This window comes from Bacillus bruguierae, from assembly GCF_037104725.1.
Classification (GTDB): domain Bacteria; phylum Bacillota; class Bacilli; order Bacillales; family Bacillaceae_G; genus Bacillus_A; species Bacillus_A bruguierae.
On the sequence record NZ_JBAWSX010000011.1, the window covers coordinates 97894 to 111385 of the forward strand.

The window sequence follows — 13492 nt, forward strand, 5'->3', positions numbered from 1 at the left end:
ATGCTGCGATGGGCATTGTCCTTTTTATCATTTCGCTAAAAACATTTCGAAGCGATCTACATCATTATCGTGACCGATAACGATTAAAATATCTCCCATTTGAATATTTTCTGTCGCACGCGGTGAAACAAGAACTTCCTTCCCACGCTTAATTGCTACAATGTTCAATCCAAACTTCGCACGAATATCTAATTCGATCAATGAATGACCATTAATCTTTTCGCTTGCAATAATCTCAACAATACTATGTTCATCTGAAAGTTCTAAATAGTCCAAAACGCTACTTGAGGCAATATTATTGGCGATTCTTTTTCCCATATCGCGCTCAGGGTGAACAATTTGATCTGCTCCAATTTTTCGAAGAACTTTTTCATGATAATCATTTTGTGCTTTTACAGTAATATTTTTTACACCTAGTTCTTTCAAAATAAGCGTTGTTAAAATACTTGATTGAATATTATCTCCAATTGCAATAACTACATGATCAAAGTTTCGAATACCAAGACTTTTTAATACCATCTCATCTGTAGAATCCGCAATTACAGCATGAGATGCAATATTTGCAAACTCATTTATACGCTCTTCATCCATATCAATCGCCATAACTTCCATTCCTAATTGCGCTAATTCCCGGCAAATACTACCACCAAATCGTCCAAGACCAATAACAGCAAATTCTTTTTCTTTCGTACTCACACAAATTCCTCCAGTAATATCAAATCGTATCAAATAAAACTTTTATCGGTGGAATTTCTTTATCTCCCACCTATCCTCTTTAACTTTTCAAAAACGCGATGTGAAGGTTTTGCTCTCTTTACATCAGGAACAACTATCATTGTAGCATATTTTATAAAGTGAAACTTATATCGCTGTTTTTTATTTCCAATGATGAAAAGGAAAGCTCTCATCAAACAGGCACACACCAGCAGTTATATCTATCTTCTTCAAATTCCTCACACTCTTGAGGTAAGGGTCATCCTCGGTACAAATGCTATATTGATTGCCTCTCCATTCTTATTTCTGCTTTTGAATATAAAAAAATTGCTGTAAATAAAAAGTAAGCATACATACTAACATACCAAAGATAAATATATTTCCAAATGAACTGAACGTTTGAAATACAAATATTAAAGTTTCTTGTCCAAAAAAAGCAAATAGTAAATTTATAAAAGCAAATAATATCGCAAACTGATAGTGGTGCTGATGAAATAAATAATGGGTCGCTCCTAAAAAGCCAACAAAAGAAACAATGAACACCCACCACATTTCAATCATCTTTTGCCACCCTACTATCTCATACCCGTTCACAACAATAGCAATCGCTCCTATAACAACCATAGTTGGAACGCTCCAAAATAGAGCCCACTTTCGAAAGAATAATACCGCATTCCTGTCTTCTCGTTTATGTGCGCAGTACGTTAAAAAAGTAGCGCTTATGTATAAGACCGATACAATTGTTAGAATAATAATTAACCAAAAATGAAGCTGATAATACTCATGCTCTATATTCGTAACAATTGCAGCTAACAACCCTGGAATACATATGCCAGTATACCCTTCCACCAATGCCTTATTCCAAAACACCATATTACCAATTCGAATTCCTAATAACATAAAAATAATGGCCCCAAGGATAAATAAAGTCATTTTATTTCCTACTAAACTCGTTGAAAAAGCGATTAATCCAACAAATAAGAATAGAGCGAATGCATTCATAATTTCTGCTACAGGTGATAAATACTCTCTCACCCACTCATATGTGTTCGTATAGTTTTCTTTTTTCGCTATACAATATGTATAAAAACTAACACCAAAATAAATTGCTGCTACAATTACATATGTATATAAAAAGAAACATAGTATAGTACTTCCGATTTGCACACTATCCCCTACCTTTTTCTCTATGTACCATATTGATTTTACACAATTTTCATATAAAATGTAAACTAAAAACCCCCCTGTTACAAGGGAGGTTTTCCTTTATTCAGCTGTTTTTTCAGCTTCATCAAGAACGCGATTTACTCGTTTTGTTAACATTTGCATACCACTACCGCCCGCTTGGAAATGGCGCAATACACCGTTTTTATCAAACACGTAATATGCTGGTACATATTGATTCTCAAAAGAGTCTGTAATCGCATGCTTATTGTCTACCAAAATGGGCTGTACAATACCGTGCTCCTCTGCCACCGCTTTCACTTTTTCAAGATCTAAATCTTCTTCTGAACGCGGCATATGTACAGCAATTACATTTAATTTATCTTTATAGTTATCACGGAATTCATTAATACTCGGCATTGCTTCTTTACATAAATGACAGCTAACAGACCAAAAATGAATCAATGTTGGTTTATCGCCAATTAGCGCTTCCTTGACTACTTCTCCATTTAGTACAGTCGTTGCTCCTTCTAAGGAAGGCATTGGTTCACGTAATTTCATAACATTTCCCCCTTATATATGTAGAGAAAGGTCTAACAACAATTTGCTAGACCTTGTTCACTCATTCAAAAATTAAACGTTTAAAGTCGCTTGACCTGGTTTCCAGTTTGCTGGGCAAAGTCCGCCAGTTTGAAGCGCTTGAAGAACACGGATTACTTCGTCAACTTCACGTCCAATGTTATTATGATGTACAACTTGATACATTAATTCGCCTTCTGGGCTAATGATGAATAGACCACGAAGTGCGATCCCTTCTTCTTCAAGTAATACGCCATATTCACGAGATACTACATGATTTGTATCAGCAGCTAATGGATATTTTAACTCACCTAAACCGTTTTTCGTACGATCAGTGTTAATCCACGCTAAATGAGTATGGATTGTGTCAGTTGATACACCAATTACTTCTGCATCTAAATCTTCGAACTCATCATAACGATCAGAAAGAGCGATAATTTCTGTCGGACATACGAAAGTGAAATCCATTGGATAGAAGAAAAGCACTGTCCATTTGTCTTGTTTCATAACTTCTTCAAGGCTTACTTTACCGAATTCTTTGTTTGGCATAACAGCGTCCATCTCAAAGCGTGGAGCTTGTTTTGCTATCATACGTTCTGCCATATGTACCAACCTCCGTTAATTTTTTAGTCATATATTGTATTATATAGGAAAAATTAGTTTTTAGTCAATATCATTTAATAATCATTATAAAATAACTAACTATTAACTCTTTTCCCCACCTACCATTATAAAGTATTGTGCTAGAATTACAAAAAAAATGTACTATATAAATACAAATTAAAAAATCGACATAAAACCCTCTTTCTTTTTAGGTGGGCGAGAGCATCTGGCCATGCATAGAAGCGGTCAGGGCCTTTTTCTGCCACATGCAAGGTTTAAAACAAAAGGAGAAAGCAAGTAACGGGCATGTATGTTGTATTCTGCATAGCAGCGACTTATAAAGAAAAGCGGAAGCGGATCGCTCAGAACAAGAGGGGGATGGAGCTTCTGACATAGAGGTGCTTTTTGCCTCGGCGGAAGACGCGAAGCCACCGACTGTTCTAGCCGCTGGAGCTGGATCATAAAGAAAGGCGAAGCCGACTGTTTAGGCCCGTTGGCTAAGGTTCTAGAAGGCAGAGCTAGACAAAGATGTCGAAAAATTAAAATGGGTATATATAGACCACGAAAATTTTATTATACAAAAAAGGAACAGGCATTACACCCTGTTCCCTTTCCATTTTACGTATGTTGTTAAAAATAGAATCGCTTTTTCAATTGCTGATTCATCCGGCTGTATTTTCGCATGATGTAGACCATACTCAGATTCGACACCGAGCCAAAACATAAAACCTGGAATCTCACGCAGCATATATCCGAAATCTTCTCCTGTCATCGCTTCTGTGCAAGTGATAACATTCATATCTGTATGTTCGTCCGTAAACCCCATAAATTCCTTCGTTAACGTTTCATCGTTATATACTTGGTGATACATCGCTCCGTAATCAATATGCGCTGTACACTCAAAAGACGTTTCGATTCCAGTAACAATTGCTTCAATTCGTCCCTTTACTCGTTTCATAGATTCAACAGATAATGTACGAATCGTTCCTTCTAAACGAGCCTTTTCTGCAATAATATTCTGTACTGTTCCACCAGTAATTTTTCCGATTGTAATAACTGCACTATCTAGCGGATTCACATTGCGACTAATAACAGATTGTAGCTGTGTGACAAGATGGCTTGCGGCAACAATCATATCGTTTGCTGTATGCGGATATGCTGCATGTCCACCTTTCCCTTTCAAATCAATGTATAACTCGGATGTATTCGCAAAAAGCAATCCCTCTTTTGTCGCAATTGATCCAACTGGATATTCTGGTGCAATATGAAGCCCAAGAATCATATCTGGTTTCCATGCTTCTAACTCTTCACTTTGTAATAGTGGAAGAGCACCACCCGGCCCTTCCTCAGCTGGTTGAAAAATAAAAACAAGATCATCATCAATTCGCTCTGTAACAAAAGCTGTTAATAACCCAAGACCAATTGTTGTATGCATATCATGCCCGCATGCGTGCATCATCCCTTCATGTAATGAGGCAAATTCATATCCTGTCTCTTCCGTAATTGGAAGTCCGTCAATATCAGCACGATAACCAATTGTTTTTTCTGGATTACGGCCATGTACTTTTACAATGACACCTGTTTTCCATGTCTTTACTTCCATATACTCACTCGGAAGGGTATTTATATAGTTTAAAATATATTGCTGTGTTTTCCATTCTTGAAAACCAAGCTCTGGAATTTGATGTAAATCTCTGCGCATTTGAATAAATTTATTTATCATCATCGTTTCACCACCATTGATAAAAAGCGTAAGAGCCTACAAGCCCTTACGCTTTCTTTTTTATTCTTCTGGATTCAGTTGACGAAGCTCTTGTTTAATTTCTGTTTTTGCTTTAGTTTTTTCGTCAATTTCTTTAATAACACGCGCTGGCGTTCCTGCAACAACTGTGTATGGTGGTACATCTTCTGTTACAACTGCACCAGCTGCAACAACTGCACCTTTACCTACTGTAACACCTTCTAGAACTACTACGTTTGCACCAATTACAACATCATCTTCAACGATAACTGGTTTTGCAGAAGGTGGCTCGATAACGCCTGCAAGTACAGCACCAGCTCCAACGTGACAGTTCTTACCTACCGTTGCACGCCCACCAAGCACTGCATTCATATCAATCATTGAACCTTCACCAATTACAGCACCAATGTTAATTGTTGCGTTCATCATAATAACTGCATTATCACCAATTTCAACTTGGTCACGAATAATAGCACCTGGTTCAATACGTGCCTTAATACCTTTTAAGTCAAGCATTGGAATTGCCGAGTTACGACGATCATTTTCTACAACGTAATCTACAACATGTTTTTTATTTTCTTCAAGGATTGTCTTAATTTCAGACCATTCTCCAAATAATACGCCTGATTTTTTATTTACAAATGCTTGTACTGTTTCTGGGAATGTAATTTCTTTTAAATCCCCTTTTATGTATACCTTTACAGGAGTTTTCTTCTCACTTTTTTGAATAAACGAGATAATCTCGTTTGCATCCATCATTTTCATGCTTGTTGCCTCCTAAATCCATTTATACTGTTACTCTACCAAACGAAAAGACTCCTCGCAAGAAAATAATCTTATTTTTCCGCTTGAATTTCTTCAATAATATCTAAAAACGCCTGCACTTGTTTTAATTGTCGAGCCGATTCACTTGTTAATAACCACGTTTCTCTCGTCAGTTGTACTGGAGTTTTATATGTCTTTTCCCTTACTTCTTTTAAAACAGTAGAGGGCAAAAGTGCATAACCAATACCATTTAAAACAAGTTGCTTACATGTTTCAATTTGATCGACAACAATCGTACGTTTAGGGGGATTAGAAAATAAACCATACCACCAATTTTGGATTTGTCCATAATATGTCGAATCACTTTTAAATTGAATGAACGGTCTATTGGTGTCTTTTAACATGGAAATATCCTTAATTTCCGTATCAACTAAATACAACTCATCTTCAAACAATTGTTGTTTATATCCTTTATATTCTTGTGTCCCTCGCAAAATTGCAACATGAACATCACCTTCGTAAAAATGATTTTGTACTTCACTGCTCCAGCCTGTGAAGAGAGAAATTTTTACAAATGGATACTTTTGTACAAACATTTTTAAAACTGGCGGCAACCAATATTGTCCAATGACAGAGGCAACAGCAATCTTTAACGTACCGTATGTTTCTGTTTGAAAAGTTGCTAATTCGCTCTTAATTGCTTCCTCTCTTTGCAACATATCTTTAGCATAATTCGCCACCTTCTCGCCTTCAGGTGTAATCGTTAGTCCTTTTTGAGAGCGAATAAAAAACTTCATCCCCCATTGTTTTTCCATCGATTGAAGCCTTTGACTAAGCGCTGGTTGTGATACAAATAAACGCTCAGAAGCCTTTCGCATATTTAACTCTTGTGCTAAGATAACCATCATCTGAAAATCATCAATTTGCAATGTTTTCCCCTTCTTTCGTTACAACTGAACGATAAAAGCGACTTCTTCTTTCAATTGAAGTCGCCTTTTCCAACATTATCGATTAAATCGTCTTACTGTTTTATTTAGTAATTTTAAAATTGCCCGGCGCGTCAAAATCCCTTCAAAATATCCTTCATCGTTCTCAACACATACAAACGGATGATCAATCGTCACCTCTAGTGCTTTTGAAAATGAATCCTGTAACTTCAGACGTGGAATGTCACCCTTCATTACACTTTCTACTTTCATATCCTCTAATTTTTCAAACTCAATACGCTCTAGCCCTAAAATACCGTCCAAAATCATTGCTGTACTTACTAATCCATGCAATTTGTACATCGGATCTAATACTGGAATTGCCGAATAACCGGATTTTACCAAAACAAGCAAAGCATGCTCCAAACTATTTCTAATTTGAACATGAGCTACTTTTTCTGATGAAATCATTAAGTCTTTTACAAAAACTTGTTGAAACTCTTCTTTCGGAATGCTAATCATATTAATATCCCCCACTTTAACTCATTCTAACAAGTAGCAATTGTAAACCAATCGTAAAAAAACAATTCATTCAAGTAATGCTCTACTTTCTCAATTCTATTTTTAGTTTATGACAGCGTTTACACATTATTATTTGTCCTTATTTTCTTATTATAAAATAAATAATCACAGTTCATTTTACCATAGAAACAAAAGAAAAGACCACCATTCTGGCAGCCTTAATATCCTTCATTTTTCAGCCGAGCAAATAAGTTTGTAACCTGTTTATAATGAGATATATCTGTTTTCTTTCGTCCAGTTTCGATATCAGAAAGTTCAACGGAAAGTATTTCACTCGCATAATTTTGCCGAAACAACACATCTAACAATAAGTTTTGTTCTTCTTTCGTTAAATCAATTTCTCTACTCATTTTCTCCTCCCCTTGTTCAACCGTTCTTATTATTTATTATACAAAATATTCCTTTTATTTAATAGATTGAAAATTTAGTACAAAAATTATTTCGTGTACCGATTAGCATAGCTAAAAGCCGCATATGCATCCGGTTTAATTTTAGGAATTAATCCCATTGCTGTAATTTTATTTGTCATATCTAAAATAAACTCTCTCGTTAAACCGTATTTCCCAATATCCAAATGAATCTCCATAACAAATTCAGCACCTTCTTTGCGGTATGGATAAAGAATATCCCACAGCTGTTGCATTCGCTTAGGTGTAAATAAACAAGCAATCTCTTGGCTAAATTGTGTTTCCAAATAAATTTTCTCTCGTAAACTCGGGGGCTTTCGCTTTATTGTTTGGTGGTATAAACACCCCCATGCCCCTTTTCCAACGCGATGCAAATGAATGGCTGTAATAAAACGTGTGTCATTTCGATGTACTTGTGAATCTGTTCCAATTGACAATCGATACATATTACGCGGTGCACTTTGAATAAAATGACAAATCCTTGAGAATACAGCTTCAAAACTCATGTTTCGCTCTGATAAATTATAAAATTGATATTCTCCGCCCATATAGTCACGTCCCTTCTCATAGACAGACTTTCGCATTCTCATTGTATGGGACAGAGTAACAAAATATGTCTTACTTATCCCTTGCTCGTTTCAATATTCCGGATTAAATATGTACAAAATGGACATTTGAAAATAACATTTTGATTAGATTGCGCTGTTAATACATGTGTAATCTCTGATTGTCTATGACACTTTGGACATACAACAACAGGCATTTTTTCCATTTTTCTCACCTCCTTTTTACGCTACTTACGAATAGACCTCTATCTCAAAATAAAGTAAGAGCTTCCCATCAGTTCGTTTAAGAATGATCCTTTTGATGAAATTTTCACTTTATAGAATGTGTTATCAGTGTAGGACTAGAGAGAGAATATTATTCAGCATATAAAGTGAAACTTCCATCTATCTTCTTCGCTTCTCTCTGAATCTTGAGGCGGGAGATTTTACCGCCCTCGAATAACGGAATAAAAAAAGAAGGTGCCTTCATTCTGAGGCACCTTCTTTTTATGTATCAAGAAAGAATGTCGTAAATTTCAATTGCAACCATATCAATATTATCGAATTGATATACTTGTGGTTTTTCTCCTTGTTGATACACTTCTAGCTCGTACATATCGCTTTTATCAAAATATTTTACGCTACATTTGCGTTCACCGTTCACTTCAAAATAGCGTTGTGCTACTTCGCCGCTTTCAGCTTGTTCTTTTAGACTAACAAGACGAGTTAAAATTCCTTGGAGCAGAGACATGAAATCTCCCCTTTCTCTAATATTCCTACGAATAGGTTTTGCAGCAATACTCATTCTATCCGTCATAACTGAAAAAATGTCCCACACCCTAGGATAATGGTTATGAGCAAGAAACTCAACTAAAATTTGTCGAAAAAACATACAAAAAGCCGAAATACACACTTCTATCACTTTTCTCCCCTAATTAATAGAAAATACTTGACATCAAAGTTTCGAAAAACTGAAAGAAGATTGCGTATAGCCTCTCATAGAAAAAACATCTGTATGAATGAAAAATTGACTTTATTGCAGTTTTTTTCATACGAGAATATAATGAGAAGGAGTTAAAAAGGAGGATTTACATGAAGAAAGTAGATGTATACACACAACCTGATTGTCCACCGTGTCAAATTATAAAAGAATTTTTAAAACATAATCATGTTACTTTTACAGAATATGATGTCAAAAAAGATGCTGCAGCTCGCAATCGTCTCCTCTATGATTATGAGTCCTATTCTACCCCTACTGTTGTTGTAGATGGAGAAGTTGTAGCAGGATTTCAAATTGAAAAATTACAACAACTTTTAGAATTAGAACAATAAAAAAAGTGACAGTATATAAGTCACTTTTTTTCGCTATCCGCCAATGGTAAATTCCTTGCCTCAATACTTTAAGGACACCAAAATGGAGACGATAAAATGAAATTCCTGTCATTTTGGAACGGCCTCTTAATAACAAGAGTTTCACGTTACTCTTTTTCGTATGTTTTTATTTCAGATAAGAGCTGTTTATTTTCATGATACCCTGCTAATTTCCATTTATCACCATTTTTTTGCAATGTCATAATTTGATACTCATCCGTTTTCATATTCCGTTCATACACGTATAACAAATTATGCTCTTGATTGTATACAATTTTTGTTTTTGATGAAAAAGTAAATGGCGCTTCTTTAGTAGGCAATAAATATTGAGCACTCCGTTTCACATCCTGATTATTTTCATCCGTAAAAACTTGAAGGAAGTTATCCGTGAAATAAGGAGATAATGTGTCATACATTTTATCCATTGATAGTCGCTTACCACGAATAGAAAACTGCGCTTCATATCCCTTTTGAATCGTTTCAAATATTTCATTTTGATCAATTTTTGTTTCTTCTTTTCCAAGAACCGTTGTCACACCTTGTCCAATTACAAATGCAACGAAAAGAAATAGCACAATCCAAATCCCGTATTTCCTCATTTTCGCACCCTCCTTATAAAAAGAGCTTATCCTTCTACTATTCATTGTAGCAATGATTATGCCATGAAAGAGTAGCTTTCGTTCGTAAAATGTTTACAACGATAGACACCATTCTTATCATAGTTGTCACTATTACCAATTTATGATAAAAACAAACAAAAAAATGCACGAAATATTTCGTGCATTATAATAAAACATCTTCTTCATATAAAAATTCATAAGATAAGTCAATAAATAAATAATGCTCATCATCAATAGGAAACGAAAATGTCCGAACCAATTCACCCGTTTCAAGATCCCCGTATAAATCAGACAATCTTCCCTTTTGTTCAAAGCGTAGTTTCATAATGTTTTCTAAAAAGTACGGACGCCAGCTCCAATTTTTCATATAATACTCTGGCATTAGCACCCATTCTCCATCTTTTTTCATAACATTTCCTGATTTTTGAAATCCATCTTCATTACAAATAAAAATACGAAAGCTACAATGTGTCACTTGTTGACTAAAATTCATTAGCCATTTATTAAAATCTTCTATTTTTCTCTGTTTTGCTAATACATTCCCAACATATTCTCGAAGCGTTTCTGTCAGTTCATAAATCTTCTGCAATTTTCGTTTTTCACGCTGAATAAATTGATGACACTCATTGCCAAGACGCTCTTTCAAAATGTCTTTATCAATAAAATTAGGTAAAGATTCTTTCAAGTAATTCCCTTGGTAGTACCTCCCTCCATTTTTCCACGCATATTGCAACTGATAGAACGCATCAATATCTTCATACAATAATGTTGCTCCAATGCGTCTCGCCAAGAGTGATAATGAATACAAAATATCCTGGTACGATTGTAACAACGCCGTTTGACGTAAGTTTGTTAAATCTACTTTTAAAATATCAGGAGTTAACATACTCATTCTTTCAAGATTACTTGTGCCTGTTCCTACTTTGTTAATTGCGACTTGAATATCATATGTACGGTAATACATAAGTAAATGATTGAACTGTTCAATATCTTCTTTAAAATCGTGTTCTGTTATTTCTAATACAATATGATTTAAACGTAATCCTTTCTTCTCATACGTTAATAATAAATGCAGTAAACTTTCACTTTCATCACTCATCAGTATATGCGCATTACGATGCACAAATAATAAAAATGATTGATCTGTTTCCAAATACCGATCCAATGCTTTTCCTAAAATAACATTATCTACTTCAAGTTGAAATTCATATGGAATCGAATCATCGCGAAAGAATGAAGCAAGACTGTGAATCCCTTCTTCTGTTTGTATACGTCCTACTACTTCATATCCAATTACAGTATGTTCATCTGCACTAAAAATAGCTTGATAATAAGGAAGGACTTTATCCAAATTACTCATCACATCTAATGCATCTACCATAGTGCTCCCCCCCCTTTACTTTTCAAAGATTATAACACGTTATGTAGAAAAAATAATAAAAAAATCCCTTCAGTTCTCCTGAAGGGATTAGAGGGGTAAAATGCTAAGGGGAATTAGCAATTCTACTATGAAGAAAAAAGAGATTTTAATCTTACCTTATAAATAGAATTTTTGTAAAGACCCTTTTTCTAAATGTCACAAATTAGTCACAAATAACCCCTCTCTTAAAACGGATATTGATGCAAATGTTGACCACCATCCATTGTAATACAAGCTCCATTTATGTACGCTGCTTCTTCAGAGCATAAATAAAAAGCAAGACCAGCAATTTCTTCTGGTGTACCAAGCCTGCCAAGTGGAACACTGTGTAATGTTCGCTTCGCTGCTTCTTCAGATATCCAAAGCTTATCAGCTCCCCCTGTACGTTCAATTGGCCCTGGAGCAATTGCATTCACACGAATTCCATATTTACGTCCCCATTCAACAGCAAGTGTTCTCGTCATCGCTAATACACCCGCTTTTGCTGCTGCTGAATGAATAACACCAGGACCTGCATCCCATGCATAAGTTGCAACCATATTAATAATTGTTCCTTTTATCCCTTTTTCAATCCAGTATTTACCAATAGATTGACTACAATAAAATGTACCATTTAACACGATGTTAATAACAGCATTCCAACCATTTGGCGATAAATCTTCAGCATGACAAAGAAAATTTCCTGCTGCATTATTTACGAGTACATCAATGCGTCCAAATTCTTTATCGATTTTTTCAATCATTGCTTTTATATCCTCAATATTACGCACATCCATTTGCACTGGTAATATTTGTCCTTCAAATTGTTCAATTTCTTTCTTTGTCTCTTCTAACTTTTCTAGTGTACGTCCTGTAATTACAACTCGCGCTCCTTCTTTTGCAAAACGAGTTGCCATTCCTTTTCCCATTCCACTTGAACCACCTGTAATTACAACTACTTTTTCTTTCATAATTTTCCCTCCCTAAAATGAATACATATTCATTTTATCATTTTATTCGACGGAATTCTTTATAAATTTAAATTTTTCTGATATATTTTAATAAAATACACTATAAATTAACGAAAGGGGAGAAGATACGCAGCGACTCACTCTAACAAATCACATCTTTCTACTATTATCATTTTCTATCATCTCGCTCATATAAATATGAATCAAATAACAAGAAGAAATTTTATAAAAAAAGGCATTCGCACACTATTATATACTTGTATAACGACTGGTACAGGTTACTATTATGCAAAGTTTATAGAACCATCCCTTCTCTCTTTTACGTATCATACACTTCATTCTCCACTTATTCCATATGGGTTTAACGGTATTAAAATTGTTCAATTTAGTGATTTACATTTAGGATATTATTATTCACTGCAGCAACTTTCTAAAGTAGTTGCAAAAATAAATGAAAAAAAACCAGACATCGTCTTCTTTACCGGAGATTTAATCGACAATTATCAAACATATGAAGATACTCCATTTGTCTCATCAATTTTACAAACGATTCATGCCCCGCTCGGTAAATTTGCTGTTTTCGGTAATCACGATCATGGTGGGTACGGAACAGAATACTATGATCACATCATGAAGCAATCCGGATTTGAAATATTACAAAATGCTGAAAAACGCATTCGTCTACTAGATGGAAGTGAAATTTCTATTTTCGGTATTGATGATATTATGCTTGGCAAACCTGACATACATGGAATCTTAAAACAAGCGCAAGATCATCTTTATACGATTGTTCTCGTACATGAACCCGATGTTGCACCGCATATTGCAACTTTCCCTATTAATTTACAACTTTCTGGACATAGTCACGGTGGACAAGTTCAACTCCCTTTCTTTGGCGCCATTATTACTCCTGCATTTGCAAAGCATTATATTGAAGGCTTTTATCATATTAAGCAAAACTACGAGTTGTTATTGCATGTAAATCGCGGCCTTGGAACAACGCGTGTGCCATTTCGATTTTTAGCAAAACCAGAAATTACACTCTTCACATTACAATCGACATAATATCTGAATGCGTTTCGCCTATTTTCTGCACCATTCTCTC

At 35.1% G+C, this 13492-nt stretch carries 17 protein-coding genes; 2 read left to right on the top strand and 15 right to left on the bottom strand.

Translation table 11 applies throughout. The annotated features are described in order from the left end of the window. Nucleotides 1–27: 27 nt before the first annotated feature. The 12 genes from WAZ07_RS17650 to WAZ07_RS17705 all read right to left on the bottom strand — a co-directional run bounded on the left by WAZ07_RS17650 (nucleotide 28) and on the right by WAZ07_RS17705 (nucleotide 8777). Entirely contained in the window at nucleotides 28–696 is a 669-nt protein-coding gene (locus tag WAZ07_RS17650) for a potassium channel family protein (protein WP_336473509.1), read from the bottom strand. Between the two features lie 318 nt (nucleotides 697–1014). Next, a complete protein-coding gene (locus WAZ07_RS17655; protein WP_090914275.1) occupies nucleotides 1015–1881 on the bottom strand; it encodes a cytochrome C oxidase assembly protein in 867 nt (288 codons plus the stop codon). Between the two features lie 99 nt (nucleotides 1882–1980). Beyond that, nucleotides 1981–2439 (bottom strand): TlpA disulfide reductase family protein, encoded by a 459-nt coding sequence (locus WAZ07_RS17660; RefSeq protein ID WP_090914273.1) that lies wholly within the window; start codon nucleotides 2437–2439, stop codon nucleotides 1981–1983. Between the two features lie 72 nt (nucleotides 2440–2511). Next, entirely contained in the window at nucleotides 2512–3060 is a 549-nt protein-coding gene (locus tag WAZ07_RS17665; protein ID WP_336473510.1) for a peroxiredoxin, read from the bottom strand. A gap of 595 nt (nucleotides 3061–3655) precedes the next feature. Further along, nucleotides 3656–4786, bottom strand: a complete 1131-nt coding sequence (locus WAZ07_RS17670) for an N-acetyldiaminopimelate deacetylase (protein WP_336473511.1) — start codon at nucleotides 4784–4786, stop codon at nucleotides 3656–3658. Nucleotides 4787–4843: 57 nt separating this feature from the next. Further along, nucleotides 4844–5566 carry a 2,3,4,5-tetrahydropyridine-2,6-dicarboxylate N-acetyltransferase gene (dapD, locus tag WAZ07_RS17675; protein ID WP_090914268.1) on the bottom strand — a complete coding sequence of 241 codons (723 nt, stop codon included), beginning with the start codon at nucleotides 5564–5566 and terminating at the stop codon, nucleotides 4844–4846. 71 nt (nucleotides 5567–5637) lie between these two features. Next, the gene (locus tag WAZ07_RS17680; protein ID WP_139207618.1) at nucleotides 5638–6495 is read right to left on the bottom strand and encodes a LysR family transcriptional regulator; all 858 of its coding nucleotides are present in this window, start codon (nucleotides 6493–6495) and stop codon (nucleotides 5638–5640) included. Between the two features lie 75 nt (nucleotides 6496–6570). Then, a complete protein-coding gene (cbpB, locus tag WAZ07_RS17685) occupies nucleotides 6571–7014 on the bottom strand; it encodes a cyclic-di-AMP-binding protein CbpB (protein ID WP_090914266.1) in 444 nt (147 codons plus the stop codon). Nucleotides 7015–7232: 218 nt separating this feature from the next. Continuing rightward, on the bottom strand, nucleotides 7233–7424 hold the full coding sequence (abbA, locus tag WAZ07_RS17690) for an antirepressor AbbA (RefSeq protein ID WP_090914264.1): 192 nt from the start codon (nucleotides 7422–7424) through the stop codon (nucleotides 7233–7235). 86 nt (nucleotides 7425–7510) lie between these two features. After that, a complete protein-coding gene (locus tag WAZ07_RS17695; protein ID WP_336473512.1) occupies nucleotides 7511–8029 on the bottom strand; it encodes a ribonuclease H-like YkuK family protein in 519 nt (172 codons plus the stop codon). Between the two features lie 74 nt (nucleotides 8030–8103). Continuing rightward, the gene (locus WAZ07_RS17700) at nucleotides 8104–8253 is read right to left on the bottom strand and encodes a hypothetical protein (RefSeq protein ID WP_090914260.1); all 150 of its coding nucleotides are present in this window, start codon (nucleotides 8251–8253) and stop codon (nucleotides 8104–8106) included. A gap of 287 nt (nucleotides 8254–8540) precedes the next feature. Further along, nucleotides 8541–8777 carry a YkuJ family protein gene (locus WAZ07_RS17705; protein ID WP_020059327.1) on the bottom strand — a complete coding sequence of 79 codons (237 nt, stop codon included), beginning with the start codon at nucleotides 8775–8777 and terminating at the stop codon, nucleotides 8541–8543. A 341-nt stretch (nucleotides 8778–9118) separates the two neighbouring features. On the opposite strand from WAZ07_RS17705, the gene WAZ07_RS17710 reads away from it, so the two are divergent. Further along, on the top strand, nucleotides 9119–9358 hold the full coding sequence (locus WAZ07_RS17710) for a glutaredoxin domain-containing protein (protein ID WP_336473513.1): 240 nt from the start codon (nucleotides 9119–9121) through the stop codon (nucleotides 9356–9358). Between the two features lie 146 nt (nucleotides 9359–9504). Here WAZ07_RS17710 and WAZ07_RS17715 read toward each other — a convergent pair whose 3' ends face one another. The 3 genes from WAZ07_RS17715 to fadH form a co-directional block, all read right to left on the bottom strand. Further along, nucleotides 9505–9996, bottom strand: coding sequence for a DUF3993 domain-containing protein (locus WAZ07_RS17715; protein WP_336473514.1), 492 nt, complete (start codon nucleotides 9994–9996; stop codon nucleotides 9505–9507). Between the two features lie 184 nt (nucleotides 9997–10180). Then, nucleotides 10181–11398, bottom strand: a complete 1218-nt coding sequence (locus WAZ07_RS17720; protein ID WP_336473515.1) for an EAL-associated domain-containing protein — start codon at nucleotides 11396–11398, stop codon at nucleotides 10181–10183. Between the two features lie 224 nt (nucleotides 11399–11622). Then, a complete protein-coding gene (gene fadH, locus WAZ07_RS17725; protein WP_090914253.1) occupies nucleotides 11623–12387 on the bottom strand; it encodes a 2,4-dienoyl-CoA reductase in 765 nt (254 codons plus the stop codon). Nucleotides 12388–12585: 198 nt separating this feature from the next. Here fadH and WAZ07_RS17730 point away from each other — a divergent pair, with 198 nt between their 5' ends. Continuing rightward, on the top strand, nucleotides 12586–13452 hold the full coding sequence (locus WAZ07_RS17730) for a metallophosphoesterase (protein WP_090914250.1): 867 nt from the start codon (nucleotides 12586–12588) through the stop codon (nucleotides 13450–13452). The last annotated feature ends 40 nt before the right edge of the window (nucleotides 13453–13492 follow it).

What these genes read in the sequence shown, in the direction of transcription:
- WAZ07_RS17700 (WP_090914260.1), bottom strand. Translation starts at nt 8,253, where the DNA reads ATGGAAAAAATGCCTGTTGTTGTATGTCCAAAGTGTCATAGACAATCA.
- WAZ07_RS17720 (WP_336473515.1), bottom strand. Translation starts at nt 11,398, where the DNA reads ATGGTAGATGCATTAGATGTGATGAGTAATTTGGATAAAGTCCTTCCT.
- WAZ07_RS17695 (WP_336473512.1), bottom strand. Translation starts at nt 8,029, where the DNA reads ATGGGCGGAGAATATCAATTTTATAATTTATCAGAGCGAAACATGAGT.
- WAZ07_RS17710 (WP_336473513.1), top strand. Translation starts at nt 9,119, where the DNA reads ATGAAGAAAGTAGATGTATACACACAACCTGATTGTCCACCGTGTCAA.
- WAZ07_RS17665 (WP_336473510.1), bottom strand. Translation starts at nt 3,060, where the DNA reads ATGGCAGAACGTATGATAGCAAAACAAGCTCCACGCTTTGAGATGGAC.
- WAZ07_RS17670 (WP_336473511.1), bottom strand. Translation starts at nt 4,786, where the DNA reads ATGATGATAAATAAATTTATTCAAATGCGCAGAGATTTACATCAAATT.
- dapD (WP_090914268.1), bottom strand. Translation starts at nt 5,566, where the DNA reads ATGAAAATGATGGATGCAAACGAGATTATCTCGTTTATTCAAAAAAGT.
- fadH (WP_090914253.1), bottom strand. Translation starts at nt 12,387, where the DNA reads ATGAAAGAAAAAGTAGTTGTAATTACAGGTGGTTCAAGTGGAATGGGA.
- WAZ07_RS17705 (WP_020059327.1), bottom strand. Translation starts at nt 8,777, where the DNA reads ATGTCTCTGCTCCAAGGAATTTTAACTCGTCTTGTTAGTCTAAAAGAA.
- WAZ07_RS17660 (WP_090914273.1), bottom strand. Translation starts at nt 2,439, where the DNA reads ATGAAATTACGTGAACCAATGCCTTCCTTAGAAGGAGCAACGACTGTA.
- cbpB (WP_090914266.1), bottom strand. Translation starts at nt 7,014, where the DNA reads ATGATTAGCATTCCGAAAGAAGAGTTTCAACAAGTTTTTGTAAAAGAC.
- WAZ07_RS17730 (WP_090914250.1), top strand. Translation starts at nt 12,586, where the DNA reads ATGAATCAAATAACAAGAAGAAATTTTATAAAAAAAGGCATTCGCACA.
- abbA (WP_090914264.1), bottom strand. Translation starts at nt 7,424, where the DNA reads ATGAGTAGAGAAATTGATTTAACGAAAGAAGAACAAAACTTATTGTTA.
- WAZ07_RS17715 (WP_336473514.1), bottom strand. Translation starts at nt 9,996, where the DNA reads ATGAGGAAATACGGGATTTGGATTGTGCTATTTCTTTTCGTTGCATTT.